Raw genomic sequence first — 16,186 nt, forward strand, 5'->3', positions numbered from 1 at the left:
CGTCTTTGCGATTGGTGACTCGGCACTCATCGACCAGCCCGGCGACCAGCCCGCGCCGCCGACGGCCCAGGCCGCCTGGCAAGCCGCCGAGGTTGCCGGCGAGAACCTCGCTCGCGCCGCTCGCGGCCAGCCGCTCAAAACGTGGACCCACAAGGACAAGGGGACGGTCGTGTCGGTCGGCGAGAAAGCCGTCGCCCACGACGTGGTGAACATGCCCATCGAAACCTTCGGCGGGATGCCCGCGAAACTGCTGAAGAAGGCGATTGCCGCCCGCTGGATCAAGGACGTTACTGGCGTCGGTCGGGCCGCCAAGGCCTGGCCTGACATGTAGTACCTTTTTACGTCACCCCCTCTCCTCGCGGCGCTTCGCGCCGCTGCGGGGAGCGGGTTCGCAAAAATCTACGCTAAAAACGACCGTCTCGCTCCCGCTGGTCGCGAGAAGTGAAACCGCGCGCCGATGGCGCGCGGTATGCTGTTTCTACCGCACTGCAATCACTACCGCAATCGCGACTGCAACTGTACCGCATCCCCTCGCGACTAGCAGTGGTCCGGAATCGGACTAGCGGTCAATGGACAGGCCGGCGTGCCACCCGTCGGCGTCGGCTTCCTCGACAGCGGCGTCCATCTCGGCCAGATACGAGACAGCGAGGCTAGCGCATTTCGCCGCTTTGCGCTCGCCTTCGGTTCGGAACTCGCCGGTGACGCGGTTGGCGTACACCGTACAGACAGCGCCGGCCCGCAGGCCGTACAGGTTCGCGAGCGTGAGAATCGTCGCGGCCTCCATCTCGAAATTGAGGACGCCGGCCTCTTGGAGTGCTTCGATGCGTTCGTCGCTGCCGCTGGCCTCGAAGTCCTTGAATCCGGGGCGCGACTGGCCGGCGTAGAAACTGTCTGTCGAGCAGGTGACGCCGAGGTGGTAGTCGTAACCGAGTTCCTCGGCGGCGGCGACGAGGGCCGAAACGATCCGGTGGTCGGCGCTGGCGGGGTAGTCCTCGCGGACGTACTCCTTGCTGGTCCCCTCCTGCCGCACTGCGCCGGTCGTGATGACGAGATCGCCGATGCTGGCTTCCTCTTGAATTGCGCCACAGGAGCCGACCCGGATAAAGGAGTCAGCGCCGACGCGGGCCAGTTCTTCGAGCGCGATTGCGGCCGACGGGCCGCCGATACCCGTCGAGGTCACAGAGATGGGCGTGCCGTCGTGAGTGCCCGTCGCCGTGCGGTACTCGCGGTGTTCGGCCACGATATCGTGGTCGTCCCAGTAGTCGACGACCTTTTCCACGCGCTCGGGGTTCCCCGGCAGCAGGACGCTGTCGGCCACGTCGGCCTCGCTCACTTCCAGATGGTACTGTACGTCGTCGTTCGGGTCTTCACTGTCGCTTGTCATTTGTCGAGATGGTCGCTGGTGATTGTCGTTGGCAGGAGCTCCCCGAGCTCGTACACCGTCGGCTCGTCGCCGTCGGTGATGATTTCGAACGACTCGTCGCAGAACTCGCTGAACGTCTGGCGGCACATCCCACAGGGAGTGACGCCGTCTCGCTTGCCCGAGGTGACGGCGACGCGCTCGAATGACCGGTGGCCGTCGCTGACAGCCGCGCCGATGGCTACTTCTTCGGCGTGCAAGCTGTTGCTGTAGTTGGCGTTCTCGATGTTACAGCCGGTGTAGACGCTGCCGTCGCTCGTTTCGAGCGCCGCACCGACGGTGTACTCGGAGTACGGTGCGTACGCCTCGTCGATGGCGTCTCTCGCTGCGTCGAGGAGGTCCTCCATGCACTGGGCGTCGAAGGGCCGTGTAGAAATTCTATCGGTCTCGGAAGCGGGCGGGCGTGCCTGCTTCGGGTTCAGGCGTCGGCTGCACTGACAGCGCCAACAGCGTCACGGACCGCCTGTGTGGTTTCCGCGACCAGCGCGTCGATGTCGTCGCTCTCCGCGTACACCCGGACGTACGGCTCAGTGCCGCTTGGTCGAACAAGCGTCCACGACCCGTCGTCGAAGGAGAGTCGGACGCCGTACTCGGTCGAGACATCAGCCTCGGGGAACGCATCCGGCAGGCTGGATTCGAGTCGGGCCATCGTCTCGGCTTTGGCGTCGTCGGGACACTCGACGCTCACCTTCTCGTAGGGCCGTTCGGAGATGACGGCCCGCCTGTCGGCGACGCTCTCCTCGGCGAACAGGCGTGTCAGCACGGCTGCGCTCGCCACGCCGTCTATCCAGCCGCCGAAGGCGGTGTGGATGTGCTTCCAGGGTTCGGCGGCGAAGACGACCTCGGTCTCCTCGGTCGCGTCCGCACGAACGTCGGCGATGCCGACGTGGAGTGAACCGAGGTGGATGCGCTCGACGCGGCCGCCGGCGGCTTCGACTCGTTCGTCGATACGACCGGAGGCGTTGGGCGTCGTCACGACGACGGGGTCCGAGACGGCCGCGGCACGCGTGTAGTGTTCGGCGAGCATCGCGAGTATCGTGTCCTCGTGGATGACGTCGCCGTCGGCATCGACCACGACGATGCGGTCGGCGTCACCGTCGTGGCCGAACCCGAAGTCGGCGTCCGTCTCGGCAACGAACTCGCGGAAGTCGGACAGCGTCTCCGGCGTCGGCTTGCTCTCGCGGCCGGGGAAGGTCCCGTCCACGTTCGCCTCCGTCGCCAGCACGTCGGCACCCAGTTCCCGGAGGACCTGCGGCGTCGCCACGCTGGCCATGCCGTTCCCGCAGTCGACCGCCACCGTCAGCCCCGACGGGTCGCCGCCGAGCGACTCGGCGTAGTCGGCGACAGCGCCTCGGTACTCGTCGAGGTAGTCGACCGATTCTGTGTCGCCCCAGTCGCGCCAGGCCGTCGGCGTCGAACCGTCCTCGATTCGCCCTTCGATGCGTGTCTCGTCGGTGTCGCCGTACTCGGTGCCGTCGGCGAACACCTTGATGCCGTTGTCCGTCGGCGGGTTGTGGCTCGCGGTAATCATCACGCCGTGGCGGCCCTGCGATGCGTACGCCAGTGCCGGCGTCGGCACGCGGCCGATTCTGACGACTCGCGCGCCGGCGCTTTGCAGTCCCGCGGCCATCGCATCAGCGAGCGCTGGCGAGGTCACGCGACCGTCGTACCCCAGTACGAACGTCTCGCCGTCCTGCCCAGTAGCCTGTCCAACTCGCAGTGCAAGGTCCGGCGTCACCTTCGATACGACATCACCGCGGATGCCCGCGGTCCCGAACAGTTCCATACCGGCGATGCGGAAGCCGACCGTATAATTCTCTCGTTCGCACGTCAGTTCAGGGTCGCCGTGTGGCCGGTTGGACGAGAACGATGGCTGATGTTGGATACAAACAGGTCAAAAGGGGCCGCGATGTGCCGGGTTACAGCAGTTCGTCGAAGTCGTAGCCGTTGATGTCGACGCCCTCGGCGGTGACATCGGCGAGGTAGATGCCGTTACCGGAGCCGGTGTCACGCTCGGCGGCGGCGTTGATCGAGGCGGCCGCGACCTCTTTTGCCTCCTCGTTTGTCATGTCTTCCTCGTAGCGGTCTTCGAGGGTCCCGTACGCGACGGTGAGCCCGGAGCCAGTGACAGTGTAGTCGTCTTTCATGACGCCGCCGGCCGGGTCGATGGAGTAGACGTGGTGGCCGTCGTCGTCGACGCCGCCGAGGATAGGGTTGATGGCGAAGAAGGGGCCACCGCGGGCGAAGTTGCCGGCCAGCGTCGAGAGGGCCTTCATGCTGATGTCCTCGCCGCGCCGCGCTTCGTAGAGGTTGACCTCGGCACGAAGCGTCCGGATGAACGACTGTGCGCCGCCGACGCTGCCGACGAGGGTCAGCGCCGCTGTGGGGTGAATCTGCTCGACCTTCTGGACGTTCTTGTTCGAGACGAAGCGACCACCGAGCGAGGCGCGCATATCAGTCGCGATGACGACGCCCTCGGACGTGCTGATGCCGATAGTGGTCGTTCCGGTCTTGTTCACCTTCTCCGAATCCTGTGCGGACTGTTCGGGGAGCTCGCCGACTTCGGGCGCGTACGGGTCGCTCTGGAACTCGTCAGCAGCCTGGGGTCCAGAAAGCTCCGGCCCCGGAGTCATATCTCGCATTACTGTGTGGTACTAGTCGGGCGCTGATAAAACCTCTTTTCCTAGTGGGGCCTGACCGCCACCGTCCGGCCAGGCGGCTATCGGCTGCCCGCGTTACGCGCTCGCTTGGTCGTAGGCCTCGTTGAGTCCCGACACGGCCCGGTCCATCGGCAGTCGGAGACCGAACTGCTCCGTGAGCATCGCCACCGGCAGCAGCATGATGCCCAGCAGCAGGGTGAGTTGATACAGTGCGAACAGCGTTGCGGTGTACAGTCGAGCTACCATCTTCCTCGGTCGTTCCAGAGTGAGTCTGGTATATAAGTCTTGTTGCCGAAACTCTGTTTTAGATTATCTTTTGTGGCAAAACAATCCCTCGCCGTCTTGCGGTTTGCTGAGATACCTGAGAGAATGGACTACTACCCGAACGATTCCGCTCACAGACATAATAGGGGCGTGAGTCAGGTGGTTGGTTCGCATAAGTTATAGAGATAGTAACGGTGACGTGCGCAACAGAAGCGAATCAAAACTATCGAATAGTCGGGCCACGAGAGCTAGTGTATGAACTACCTCGTGGCGATGGAAGCAGCCTGGCTGGTTCGTGACGTAGACGACATTGACGACGCTATCGGTGTCGCAGTGAGTGAAGCGGGGAAGCGGCTCAACGAGGCCGAGATGGACTACGTCGAGGTCGAGGTCGGCGCGACCGGCTGCCCGGCCTGTGGCGAACCGTTCGACTCGGTGTTTATCGCGGCCGACACGGCGCTGGTCGGACTGGTCCTTGAGATGGACGTGTTCAACGCCGAATCCCCAGAGCACGCCCAGCGGATCGCCAAGAGCGAGATCGGCGGCGCGCTCCGGGACGTGCCGCTGAAAGTCATCGAAGTATTCGAGACCGAAGCCGACGAGGACGAAGCCGAAGCCGAGGCGTAATCGGCGCTCCACTTGGTTCGCCCGCCGCAGCAGCCGTGGGCTTTTTATATTACCTCTGGTAATTAGCGGATATGGACTTACCGACGCCACAGGACCTGCGGGAGCGCCGCAACGAACTCGGATTGACCCAGAGCGAACTGGCGGAGCGGGCTGACGTCTCTCAGCCCCTTATCGCTCGTATCGAAGGCGGTGACGTGGACCCGCGGCTGTCGACACTCCGCCGGATCGTGACTGCACTGGAAGAGGCCGAGGGCGGCATCATCAAGGCCCGCGACCTGATGAACTCTCCCGTCGTTGGCGTCGCGCCCGACGATTCCGTCCACCAGGCCAAGGAGCTGATGGACGAGAAGGGGTACTCACAGGTCCCTGTCATCCGGGACGGGGCACCACAGGGCCTCATCGGCAACTCCGATATCCGCCAGCGCCCCGAAGAGAACGTCGGCGAACTTCCCGTCGCCGAGGTGATGAACGAATCTATCGCGACCGTCGAACCCGACGCTCCCATCGACGAAGTCGATGCTTACCTGAACCACAATGCCGCTGTGATGGTCGTCGAAGGCGGGGAAACTATCGGTGTCATAACCGAAGCGGACATCGCGCGTACGGTCAGCTAACTCTAATTCTCAGAAGCGCGAACTGCGATAGTGGCCGCGTACTACCCGTAGGAGGGGCTTAATACCGAAAACAGTGTCAGGGATATATGTCTATTCTCACCAATGAGAGACGTAGCGACATGCCTAATCCCAGCGACCCACTGTATGCCGAACTCGAAAAGGCCCTCGAGAACGCCGAAAGCGAAGCGGCCAGATATCACATCCGGCAGGCGCTCCAGATACGGATTGCGGAGGAGACCGCCGGCAAAGACATCTTGTCCGCCTGACCGGGTTCCGTCAGATCTTCAAACCACTCAGTCGGTGAGTTCGAGCCCGCGAATCGCGACCGCCTCGTCTCCATCAGCCACTTCGCCAATCACGCGAGCGTCCTCGCTGTCGGCGACGATCTCGTCGGCGTCAGCCTCGGGGACCGCAGCGACGAACCCAGTACCCATGTTGAACGTCCGGTGCATCTCTTCGTCGGTTACCTCGCCTTCCGCCTGAACGAACTCGAAGACGGGCTGGGCCTCGAAGGGATCCGTGATCTCGTACCGGTAGCCTCCCATCCGCGTGAGGTTGGTCCAGCCGCCGCCGGTGACGTGTGCGGCCGCATGGGTCTCGCTGGCACGAAGCGGCTCCAGTACCTCACTGTAAATCCGCGTCGGCGTCAACAGTTCCTCGGCGATAGTCCGGTCCGGGTTTGGCGGGAACGGGTCGGTGTACTCGTGGTCCTGTGTGACCGCCTCGCGTGCGAGCGTGAGCCCGTTGGAGTGAATCCCGGAGGACGGCCAGCCGACGATGGCGTCGCCGGGCTCGGCCTCGCCGGGGAAGACGGCGTCTTTCGGTGCCAGTCCGGCGCAGGTGCCGGCGATGTCCAGCCCCTTGATGACGTCCGGCATCACGGCAGTTTCGCCGCCCACGAGCGCCACGCCGGCCCGCTCGGCCCCCGTCCGGAGCCCCGCGCCGATGTCCTCGCTCGTCTCCTCGTCCGGCGTCTCGACTGCGAGGTAGTCGACGAACGCCACCGGCTCGACGCCGGTCGCGATGAGGTCGTTAGCGTTCATCGCGATGCAGTCGATGCCGATAGTCGAGTAGTCGTCGACGGCCTCGGCGACGAGGAGCTTGGTGCCGACCCCGTCCGTCGCGAGCGCGAGGTACTGGTCGCCGATGTCGACCAGCCCCGCGTAGTCACCCTCGAACTCGCCGGCCGCGCCGATGAGCGCCTTCGTGGCCGCCTCGCTGGCGTCGATGTCCACGCCGGTTTCCGCGTAGGTCAGTCCCTCCGCATCTTCGTCGCCTGTGTCCTCGGTCTCGGGTTCACCGTCGGTCATACCCGAGAGCGTGCGTGGCGCGGGCAAAAGAGCGTCGTTCCGGCGGAGCGTTGCGCCCGCTCAGAGAACGAACAGCGCGCCGACTCCGAGCAGAATCGACGGAACTGCCACGGCGAGAAACACCGGCGTACTCCACTCTCGAACCGTTCGGCCGTCGAGCGGGCCAAAGGGCAGCATATTGAAGCCGGCCAGCAGGAGGTTGATCTGCAGGCCCATTCGCGCGACCTCCCAGAGGAAGCCGCTCGTACTCAACAGCAGCGCCGCGACGAACGGCACGAGGAACACGACGGCGAGCGCGAGGTTCGTCACCGGTCCCGCGACGGCGATGAGGCCGTGTTGCTTCGCCGTGAGGCGGCCACGATGAACGACTGCGCCCGGCGCGGCGAACAGGAAGCCGACGAGGCCGCCCAGGACTGCGAACCCGAGCATCCGGTAATCGGCCTTGAACGCGGCGATCTGACCGAAGCGGACGGCGACAACCTTGTGGGCCAGTTCGTGCAGCAGGAAGCCGACGCCGACGGTCAACAGGCTGACGGCGAACGTGCTGGCGATTTCGGCTCCCGAGAGCCCGCCGAACTGGCCGAAGACGATGCGGCGGAACTCCCGTTCGAGGAAGAACGTAAACGCCAGTCCGAGCGCGAGCCAGGCGACGAGGAGGTCCCGGAGTTCGCGCTGGCTGAAGCTGAGGCCGCCGACGGTCCGGCCTCCAGCGGTTCGCTGTCGGCGACCCGCCATCAGAGGACCCCCACGAGTATCTGCGTCCCTTCGCGGACGCCCTGCCAGAGCAGGCGCGAGACGCCCTGCATCCCGCCGATGTCCGACGAGATGTACGGGATCAACACTGGGAAGACGACGTATGAGGCGATTGCGCTGCCGACGTTCGTCAGCGCGACGACGAGGATCAGCCGGAACAGCGGCACGCCGCGCATCCGGCTGACGAGGTCCATGACCGGCGACTCCTGGTCGTTGAGTATCTCGTTGAGCGTCGCGATATCGCTGATGTTGACGGAGATGTACCGCAGTTCGACGTAGCCCGCGAACCAGCCGGCGGCAAGCAGCGGAAACAGGCTCGTCAGCCAGCCGAACGCGCCGGCGGCAGCCGCGCTCGACCAGTGAGCGCCGGCCACCTTCGCCAGCCCGCCGGCCAGTACGGCGTTGACGGCGACCAGCGCGACGAACAGCTTTAGCAGCACCGCCTGGCTCGCGCCACCGAGGATGAGCAGGCCGAAGAAGACGAGGAAGACGACGCCGAAGCCGTAGCCGACGAACTTGTACAGTGAAAAGCGACGACCGCCTTCGGTTCCGGTGAGCGATTCCATCGGTGGGAGCGTCTCCGGGTTGTCGAGATAGCCCTGAATCCCCTCGCGGTGGCCGGCCCCGACGACGGCGAGGACGTGATAGCCGGCCTCACGGAGAGCGATGAGTCGGTGAGCGATGAACGCGTCGCGTTCGTCGATGAGCGCCTCCGCGCCGCCGGGGGAGAACTGACGGAACTCCTCCATCATCGCGCTGACCACGTCTGTATCAGTCAGTGTCTCCATGTCGAACTCCTCGACGTCGGCCTCACCGCGGAACTGGACCAACAGCGCAGCGATGGGAATCCCGATACCGGCCGCGACGACACAGATGAGCAACAGCGTATCGAGCAGCCCCTCAGCAGTGCTGCCGAGGCTGCCCGGCAAAACCGAAAGAGCCCCGCTCGGGACGATGAACGGGCCACCGAAGGCCCCGGCGACGACTGCAAACAGCCCGCCGAAGACGGCACCGATGGTCAGCCCGACGGTCAACGGCGGCCCCATCTCGGCTGCGAGGCTGCCGACGAGTTTGAGTTTCTCGACGGCTGTCAGCCGCGCCCAGAACCGCTGGACGGTCGTCTGAATGTCCCGGTCGACGAGTGCGACGCCCAGACCGAGCCGTTCGGCGGTGTCGATACCCGCCTTCATGTCCGCACCCGGCTCGATGTCGAACCGGTCGCCCAGTCTGGTCTGGATGTACGACAGCATCCAGTACGCGAGGAACTGAAAGACGGTGTTCCCGCGCAGGAGGTCGCTCGCATCGAGGTCGTCAGGCGTTTCGCCCTTGATCTGGCGATACCGGCCCTCGTCGAGTTCCACGGCGACGATATCGGGCTCGGATTCTTCGATCGCTGATTCCACTTCCGTGACGCTGTGCTCGGAAACGTGAGCGGTTCCGACGACATCGACGCGTCCCGAACCTGACGGTTCCGGGAACTCGTCTGCCGCCGACTCCGCGTGTTCGGTCATCACCCGCGTTACACATTCGTTTCCTTTACCCTTGTCGGGTCCGGGTGACTGCCGAGAAACGGCGGCCGAAATCATGTCTGCGGCATTGTATGTTCCCGTTACGCGGCGAAGCTATTACCGACTCTCGTGTTAATACAGCCACAGATGCCGTGGTAACTACTGGACGGTGGCGGCGTTTGTAAATACGCAATAGATTTGCCGATTCAAAAGACTGATATGTACAGGGTCAAACTGTATCGGATATACGATGTATGACCTGACTGGATTCCAGCGGGACCTGCTGTACGTCATTGCAGGCCTTGACGAGCCCCACGGGTTAGCGATCAAGGAAGAACTCGAAAACTACTACGAGAGCGAAGTCAACCACGGCCGACTGTATCCGAACCTTGACACGCTCGTCGAAAAGGCGCTCATCGAGAAGGGCGAACGCGACCGCCGAACGAACTTTTACACGCTGACCAAGCGCGGCCAGCGCGAACTCGACGCCCGGAAGGAGTGGGAAGCGCAGTACGTTTCGGCATAGTCACGTTTTCGACGCCCGTCCGACAGACTCAACCCAGGTGCTGGCCAACCTCGCGCCATGCCGACGGTACTGGAAACCTATATCGAGAACCGCTGGATGGTTCAGCCCAACCACTCGAACCACCTGGGTTCGACTCACGGAGGGAACGTACTGAAGTGGATGGACGAACTCGGGGCGATGTCGGCGATGCGCTTTGCCGGCGAGACCTGCGTCACCGCGCGGATGGACCAAGTGAACTTCAAACGGCCGATACCTGTCGGTGACACGGCTCTCATTGAAGCGTTCGTCTACGACACGGGCGAAACGAGTGTCAAAGTTCGACTTCGAGTCGCCCGAGAGAACCTCAGAACCGGCGAGACTGAGTCGACAGCGGAGTCGTACTCGGTGTACGTCGCGGTCGACGAGGACAGGAACCCGGTTCTCGTTCCCGACGTGACGGCCGAGACTGACCGCGGGGAACGACTGCGACAGCGCGCCCTCGACGGGGAAGCGAACCGCTGATACTGTCTGCTGTACTCACGCGACGGATATTGCCACCTCGGAGTGACGACGACCGTCAGAGAGACAGCCAACAGTACGACCTTTATTCCGCTCCGCTGCCAACCACGACTATGACACTGGATGTCGAGACGCCGGAACGGCCAGAACTGTCCACCGGCGTCGCTGCCGACGAGTACGACGACGCCGAAGTACAGGGCGACGAATACCGGCGCGAGGAACTCGCCGAGGCCCTCGACGACGGCGCGTGGGCGGACGCTTTCGAAGAGTGGGCTGCGGACGCGTCGCTCGATGCCGACCAGTGGGAAATCGTCACCGACCTGGGACTCATCGAGGAGTTCGATTTCTTCTGGGACTCCTTCGCGGGCCGTGTCGGCTACCATGCCCCGGGCTTGCCCGAGGACTGGCGTGAACGGGAGATTCACCCGGACATCGACTCCTGGGGCACTGTCTCAGGTATCAACGCCGGACTGACCGAGTTCGGACAGGTCGTCTGTGAGGTGCTGGCCGACGAGTACATCGACTGGGAAGCGGAGGAAGTCGGTGCGGACGACCTCCCGGACTTTTGAGCGTCGTATCGTTTGCACTACCCGGGAGTCAGTGTCGGTACAGCACACCCACGTCGTCGGCTGCGAATCGCTTCGCACGGGCCGGTCAGGGACCGGCAGCCTGATAACGACCCACGCGCTTGCACCAGATATGGCTGAAATCGTCACCCCACGCAAACGCGAGTGTGAGCGGTGTGGGCGGGTCGACGAGTGGGACCCAGAACAACACAGTTGGCGCATCGTCACCGACGACGACACCAAGCAGTCCGGCGACCCACACTGTCTCCACGAGTGGGACATCAACGGCACGTTCAATCCGCTAGCCGAGTGAGCACGGTACCGCTGCTGTCGATTTTTTCGCGAGCATGGACCACTGCTAGAACGCAGTCCGTCGACGGAATCCTGTAAACAGTCTCAAGTGGATCGAACAGGCGGTCGGACAGTGACAGACCGCTGTGACTCCGTTATGCGCCCGCTTCAGCCGCGTCCTCGGTCATCGGGGTGCGCGATTCACCGCTGGTCTCGTCGCCCTGCTGAATCGTTATCGGCTCCAGTTCGACGGTTGCGGCGGAGTCGTCCTCACCGATGACCTGTCCTTCAGTGACCTCAGTCGTGCCGGTAAAGCCGGTCCGGTTCCCGTCGTTGGTCCCGATTGCTGTGAACTGGTACTGAGTCTCGGCACGGACGCTCACGTTCGTGTAGCCCTCGTCGGTCCCCCAGTCGTCGTATCCGGTAGTCGAGTAGGGAACGGTCATCTCGAAGTTCCCGTTTTGATCTGTCTGGGTGCGCTGGCGGTAGACGAACGTCTTGTTCGTGGCCGGGTTACGCATCTCCACGGCGGTCCGCACTGTCGTGTTCGCCGGTCCAGTCCCTTCGACCGTCGCACCGGGGACGCGCTCGAATATCTTCGTCCAGGCCGAGTGCCGGTACTGCGAAGTGTCTGGGAACGCCTCGGTCTCACTGGACCCAACCAGGCGGTAGTGCTCCATCGCCGGAACCCGCTCGGGTGGAGCGCCACCGTACCCACCGAGTTGTGAGGTCGTGTCCTGTTCGACGTACTGACGGGCTTCCTCCATGCTCTGGAACTGGCGAACGATCTGTCCCTGCCGCTGGCCCTCCGGTTCCTCTTCGTTGGTCGGCGCACCACGGTACTGGCCTCCCTGGCGAGTCTCCTTGTTCTCCCAGTCGATGACAATCGGTTGCGGCTCCGCGGCACTGCCGTGGAACCGGTACAGCCGAGTGACCATCGTCTCGTAGTAGGCCTGCTGCTGGAACGTCACCTGCTGGACACCGCCGCCCCGAGACTGGACGTACATTCGACTGTAGAAGTCACTGGCCTGCACCCCGTCGACGAATGCCGATGGAGCGAAAAACTTGCCACGGTAGGGGTCGTTCCCGTTCGTCTCGACCATCCGCCAGTCGACGGCCACGTACCGCGTCTTCGCGTCATCCTCGTCTGTGCTGTCGAGGACATCGTTCGCCCGCGTTTCGTTCTGTGCAACTAGGAACGGGGCAGCCGTGTCCGTTCCCTGCTGGAAGGGGTTCGCATTCGGGACGCGCTCGGCCCTGGTAGTAATCCAGTGCCCGTAGTCCCACCACGACAGGACGCCGTACTGCCCTTCCTGATAGTCGAAGTCCTCTTGTTGCTCGTACGTACCGTAGTAATCGAGCGTCGCGTCGCCACCGGAGCCGTACGCGCCCTCCGCAGGCGTGTTCCCTTCCATCCACTGCAGGCTCTCGTCCCAGCCCTGGATACTTGGGCCGGGGCCGGTCTCGCCAGCCTCGACCGGCGACGTCGTACCGAAGGCGAACAGCGGGACGACGATGACGAGGAGGACCGCGAGAATTGTTATGACCTGATAGTATTCGATCCCGTCGTCGGCACTGAAATCGAACCAGAGTATAAACCGACCGACGACCATCCCTGACAGCACTGCGATTGGCGCAGCGATATAGTACGCGAACCGCTGCTGGGTGAACGTAGCAAGCAGAATGAACAGCGCCCAGACGACGACGAGTAGCTCTTCGGCGGGGGCGTCGTCGGAGAGGAGCTGCTTTCCGAGCAAAAACAGGCCACCGATCGCCGCAACGATGACAGCGAAGCCGTGTGCGTTAAACAGAACGCCGACGCCCGGCAGCGGAGCGGCTTCACCGACGGTGCTGGCCGTTTCGCTGATGGAGAATCCGATGACCCGCATTACGTTTCGCGTAAAGAATTCCCACAGAGTAGGGGTCAAGACGGCCATCAGGACAGCCCCGATAGCGAGAATCCCGAACACGGTCGCAGGGTACACGTACCGGCCGTACTCGCGCTGCTCCATGAATCGGGCCAGCCATGCCATGAACACGCAACCGAGGCCAACGGCCAGTGCCAGACCCGGCTGTAGCAGCGACTGAGAGGTCGCTGTGATTTCAAGGACGGTGATTCGAGACGCGCTCACTACAGCGGTAGTCGTCATCGTGATTGCGCCCGCGATGGCCGTGTGTTCCGGGCTGCTGTCGTGAACGTACTCCAGACACAACCGGAGCAGGAAGAAGACACCGAGTATCCCGAGAAGGAGTACACCCGGCGGCCAAACCCAGAGATACAGCGCAATCGCCACACCGGCCAGCATGGACCAACTGATGGTGTCCCGCAATGCATCGATATCTCGCTCAAGGAACTGCTCGTAGATCGGCTTGTCCCGCGCGGCGATGCTGACAGCCACCATGACTCCGAGGACACCGAGTACCTGAAAGAGCGCTTCAGCGACGTGGTGGTCGGAGAAACCGACGAGGCTCCGCCGCAGGAGCCACCCCGTCGAGAATGCCATCACAGTAACTGCAGTTACACCACCGAGGCGGCCGCCGAGTCGCCGTCCGATGAGGTACGTCGGAACCGCAACGAGCGTCCCGAACACGGCCGGCGCGAACAGGAGCGTCATCGCGACCGTCTGGTCGCTGGGCGAACCCAGACCGATAATGAGGGCAACCGTCGCGATGATCTGATCGAACAGCGTCCCGAACTGCCCGTTACTGGTCCCGTACGGGAACGCCGTCCAGGGGTCGAACGGCATCGTCGTAGGCCAGTTCTGGACCACGTACTGCGTCGAACGGTAGTGGTACCAGGCGTCGTTCCCGCTGAACAGCACCTCGCCATCAACGATAAAGTTCTGCCAACTCCGGACACGATTCCACAGCATGAACCCGAGCAGTACCAGGAGGACCGGAACGTGGTACCAGCGCTCGGCCCACTCCAGGGCGGACTCGAGTTCGGGGTTGTCGTCAAGATAGCCCCGTGATTGACTCATTGCACGGAAAAACTGCCAAGGCGCGCATAAGCCTTTTGACCTCTGTGCGAGCGCAGGATGGAAACGCCTAACAGCACCGGTGGCACACCACCGACCATGCGAGTCTCGGTCGTGCTCTGTACGCACACGATGGAGCGGTACGACGACTGCCGAACGGCGGCCGAGAGCGTCTTAGCCCAGACCTACGGCGACGTGGAACTCGTACTGGTCTCGGATGGGAACCGCGAAGTGTACGAACAGTACGAATCCGACTTTGGCGAGCGGGACGACGTCCTGACTCACTGCAACGACGAGAACGTTGGACTGCTAGAGAGCCGGAACAACGGGGCCGAAGTCGCCACCGGTGACGTAGTCGCGTTCATCGACGACGACGCAATCGCCGATGAAGAGTGGGTCGCGGCGCTAGTCGATGCCTACGAACGACACGACGCCCTCGCGGTCGGCGGCCGAATGACGCCGGCGTGGGTCGCCGGCAAACCGAGCTTTCTCCCCGAGGAGTTCTACTGGCTCATCGGCGTCACCCACCGTGGCTTTGGCCCGAACGGCGACCCCGACGAACCCGGCGTCGTCCGCAACACCTTCGGCTCGAACATCTCCTTCGACCGGGACGTGTTCCTCGAACTGGGCGGCTTCGACGACGACATCGGCGGCCGCCAGGGCGAGAAGAACCTCCAGGGCGGGGAGACGGAACTCTGTGCGCGCTTGCGAACGGAATACGACGAGGGAGTGTACTACACCCCGGACGCGCTCGTCGCGCACAAGATATTCGACTACCGAACCGACCCCGGGTGGCTCGTCGACCGCGCGTTCTGGCAGGGGTACTCGAAGCGCGGCATGGAGGTGTTTGTACCGGAATCGACCGGCGAGGAGTCCGATTTCCTCGGCGACCTCCTGTTTCGGTTCCTCCCGTTACGTCTCCGTGGACTCGTCGAATCTCCGTCTCTCGGCGCAGTCCTGCAGTTGGTCTTCCTATTTCTTCTCACCAGCAGTGTCGGCGTGGGATACCTTTACGGAATGTACGTCTGGAGATAGCACTGACCGGTCTACAGTACGACGTTACTCAACGTATCCAAGGTCCTGAAGTCGCTCTTGGACCTCTTCTGCCTGTTCGTTCCTTTCGACATGGGTATCAGTACCTGCTTCCGTCATCGATACACGTCCATCGGTGCTGGTAACGGTGTAGTCGTTGGTTGCGAGTCGGAGTGAAGCCGTATTGTGCCAGGGCGCAATTGTCAGCGTATACGACCTGGATTCTGATCGAATATCGATACCGTTCCACTCCTCGGGCGGATCTATGCCGGCTTGAGTAGCGATCATCGGCCCAATGTCGAGGAGACTACACCGATCTCCAGTAAGCGAAATATCGTTGCTGACAATGGGAACGGTGACCAGCTTATCGGCTGTTCGCCTGCGCTGTGGTTGATGATAGTAGTACCCCTCTTCCCCGAATTCATCGCCGTGATCTGAGGTGAATATGAACGTCGGATCGCCATCGAGATCCATCAAAAGATCTTCAATGACGGTGTCGACTCTTGAGAGGGCATTTTTATAGGCTGATGTAATCTCTTGGTGTTCGGAATCCTTGAGCGAGGACGGTGAAAACAAGGCTTTCCTATCGAGTGACCTCGAAATAGCGTCATCACCACGGCCATATGGCCGATGGCTACCCATTAAATGCACCCACATGAACCGAGGCCCAGTAGCTTCGTTGAACTGCTCTATTGCTTGCTCGACAACCGCTTTATCAGTCGGAAGATCGGACATTTTCGCATGTGGCGGAAAGAACCGATGGTAGACTTTTCGAAGAAGATCAAACTGCCCGAGAATCTCCCGTCGGTTGCTGCCGCGATTGCCTGCATCAACGAAATTCTCGTACTTATCGAACCCCTGATTGAAATTGAACACTTCGTCAAGTTGTGGGCTCGGAGCTAGACCGATTGTCGTGTAACCGGCGTTCGACATGACTTCGGGTATTGTTGGTCCAGCTACAGCCGACTTCATCGTTGCCTGGTACTGACTAGACAGGAGGCCTGCTAGACTCGGCCTGGTGTAATGGCCGACTGTCGTTCCCGATTGTGTTGGGAATCCCGAAAGAAACTCCATCTCTTCGATGTAGTCATACCGGACCGAATCAGCTGTAATCAGCACGATATCGTTCATTTACTTGG

General features: G+C 62.6%; 18 protein-coding genes and 1 pseudogene. 9 read left to right on the plus strand and 10 right to left on the minus strand.

Features of this window, described 5'->3' with window-relative positions; translation table 11 throughout:
- Positions 1-331 (plus strand): annotated as a pseudogene (locus tag VI234_RS10265) (NAD(P)/FAD-dependent oxidoreductase); the annotation flags it as partial.
- Between the two features lie 228 nt (positions 332-559).
- On the opposite strand, the gene VI234_RS10270 reads toward VI234_RS10265, so the two are convergent.
- The 5 genes from VI234_RS10270 to VI234_RS10290 all read right to left on the minus strand — a co-directional run bounded on the left by VI234_RS10270 (position 560) and on the right by VI234_RS10290 (position 4,326).
- Positions 560-1,384 (minus strand): nucleoside phosphorylase, encoded by an 825-nt coding sequence (locus VI234_RS10270; protein ID WP_008309739.1) that lies wholly within the window; start codon positions 1,382-1,384, stop codon positions 560-562.
- A complete protein-coding gene (cdd, locus tag VI234_RS10275; RefSeq protein WP_004962275.1) occupies positions 1,381-1,767 on the minus strand; it encodes a cytidine deaminase in 387 nt (128 codons plus the stop codon). The genes VI234_RS10270 and cdd overlap by 4 nt, the downstream gene beginning before the upstream one ends.
- Before the next feature lie 71 nt (positions 1,768-1,838).
- Positions 1,839-3,206 carry a phosphopentomutase/phosphoglucosamine mutase gene (locus VI234_RS10280; protein WP_008309734.1) on the minus strand — a complete coding sequence of 456 codons (1,368 nt, stop codon included), beginning with the start codon at positions 3,204-3,206 and terminating at the stop codon, positions 1,839-1,841.
- 133 nt (positions 3,207-3,339) lie between these two features.
- Entirely contained in the window at positions 3,340-4,053 is a 714-nt protein-coding gene (gene psmB, locus VI234_RS10285) for an archaeal proteasome endopeptidase complex subunit beta (protein WP_008309732.1), read from the minus strand.
- 102 nt (positions 4,054-4,155) lie between these two features.
- The gene (locus tag VI234_RS10290; protein ID WP_004593118.1) at positions 4,156-4,326 is read right to left on the minus strand and encodes a hypothetical protein; all 171 of its coding nucleotides are present in this window, start codon (positions 4,324-4,326) and stop codon (positions 4,156-4,158) included.
- A gap of 273 nt (positions 4,327-4,599) precedes the next feature.
- Between VI234_RS10290 and VI234_RS10295 the strand changes: the two genes are divergently transcribed.
- The 3 genes from VI234_RS10295 (at position 4,600) to VI234_RS10305 (ending at position 5,851) form a co-directional block, all read left to right on the plus strand.
- Entirely contained in the window at positions 4,600-4,971 is a 372-nt protein-coding gene (locus VI234_RS10295) for a DUF555 domain-containing protein (RefSeq protein WP_336329927.1), read from the plus strand.
- 71 nt (positions 4,972-5,042) lie between these two features.
- The gene (locus VI234_RS10300) at positions 5,043-5,585 is read left to right on the plus strand and encodes a CBS domain-containing protein (RefSeq protein WP_008309731.1); all 543 of its coding nucleotides are present in this window, start codon (positions 5,043-5,045) and stop codon (positions 5,583-5,585) included.
- Positions 5,586-5,671: 86 nt separating this feature from the next.
- Entirely contained in the window at positions 5,672-5,851 is a 180-nt protein-coding gene (locus tag VI234_RS10305) for a hypothetical protein (RefSeq protein ID WP_008309729.1), read from the plus strand.
- A 27-nt stretch (positions 5,852-5,878) separates the two neighbouring features.
- Here VI234_RS10305 and purM read toward each other — a convergent pair whose 3' ends face one another.
- Genes purM through VI234_RS10320 form a run of 3 tightly spaced genes read right to left on the minus strand, consistent with a single transcriptional unit; the run spans position 5,879 to position 9,159 of the window.
- Positions 5,879-6,895 (minus strand): phosphoribosylformylglycinamidine cyclo-ligase, encoded by a 1,017-nt coding sequence (gene purM / locus VI234_RS10310; protein WP_008309728.1) that lies wholly within the window; start codon positions 6,893-6,895, stop codon positions 5,879-5,881.
- A gap of 60 nt (positions 6,896-6,955) precedes the next feature.
- Positions 6,956-7,630: a site-2 protease family protein gene (locus VI234_RS10315; protein ID WP_008309725.1), complete on the minus strand. Its 675-nt coding sequence runs from the start codon at positions 7,628-7,630 to the stop codon at positions 6,956-6,958.
- A complete protein-coding gene (locus tag VI234_RS10320) occupies positions 7,630-9,159 on the minus strand; it encodes a TraB/GumN family protein (RefSeq protein WP_336329928.1) in 1,530 nt (509 codons plus the stop codon). The genes VI234_RS10315 and VI234_RS10320 overlap by 1 nt, the downstream gene beginning before the upstream one ends.
- Before the next feature lie 247 nt (positions 9,160-9,406).
- Here VI234_RS10320 and VI234_RS10325 point away from each other — a divergent pair, with 247 nt between their 5' ends.
- The 4 genes from VI234_RS10325 (at position 9,407) to VI234_RS10340 (ending at position 11,059) form a co-directional block, all read left to right on the plus strand.
- Positions 9,407-9,682, plus strand: a complete 276-nt coding sequence (locus tag VI234_RS10325) for a PadR family transcriptional regulator (RefSeq protein ID WP_004515723.1) — start codon at positions 9,407-9,409, stop codon at positions 9,680-9,682.
- Positions 9,683-9,739: 57 nt separating this feature from the next.
- Positions 9,740-10,183 carry an acyl-CoA thioesterase gene (locus VI234_RS10330; protein ID WP_336329929.1) on the plus strand — a complete coding sequence of 148 codons (444 nt, stop codon included), beginning with the start codon at positions 9,740-9,742 and terminating at the stop codon, positions 10,181-10,183.
- 110 nt (positions 10,184-10,293) lie between these two features.
- Entirely contained in the window at positions 10,294-10,749 is a 456-nt protein-coding gene (locus VI234_RS10335; protein ID WP_336329930.1) for a hypothetical protein, read from the plus strand.
- Between the two features lie 130 nt (positions 10,750-10,879).
- Complete coding sequence (locus tag VI234_RS10340) at positions 10,880-11,059, plus strand: HEWD family protein (RefSeq protein ID WP_014040080.1); 180 nt, start codon at positions 10,880-10,882, stop codon at positions 11,057-11,059.
- 133 nt (positions 11,060-11,192) lie between these two features.
- Here VI234_RS10340 and VI234_RS10345 read toward each other — a convergent pair whose 3' ends face one another.
- Positions 11,193-14,018, minus strand: coding sequence for an oligosaccharyl transferase, archaeosortase A system-associated (locus VI234_RS10345; protein ID WP_336329931.1), 2,826 nt, complete (start codon positions 14,016-14,018; stop codon positions 11,193-11,195).
- Positions 14,019-14,114: 96 nt separating this feature from the next.
- Between VI234_RS10345 and aglG the strand changes: the two genes are divergently transcribed.
- Positions 14,115-15,050, plus strand: coding sequence for a glucosyl-dolichyl phosphate glucuronosyltransferase (aglG, locus tag VI234_RS10350; RefSeq protein WP_336329932.1), 936 nt, complete (start codon positions 14,115-14,117; stop codon positions 15,048-15,050).
- Between the two features lie 24 nt (positions 15,051-15,074).
- Here the strand turns inward: aglG and VI234_RS10355 are convergent, their stop codons facing one another.
- Complete coding sequence (locus VI234_RS10355; RefSeq protein WP_064287911.1) at positions 15,075-16,178, minus strand: sulfatase-like hydrolase/transferase; 1,104 nt, start codon at positions 16,176-16,178, stop codon at positions 15,075-15,077.
- Between the last annotated feature and the right edge of the window lie 8 nt (positions 16,179-16,186).

Source organism: Haloarcula sp. CGMCC 1.2071, assembly GCF_037078445.1.
GTDB classification, from domain to species: domain Archaea; phylum Halobacteriota; class Halobacteria; order Halobacteriales; family Haloarculaceae; genus Haloarcula; species Haloarcula amylolytica.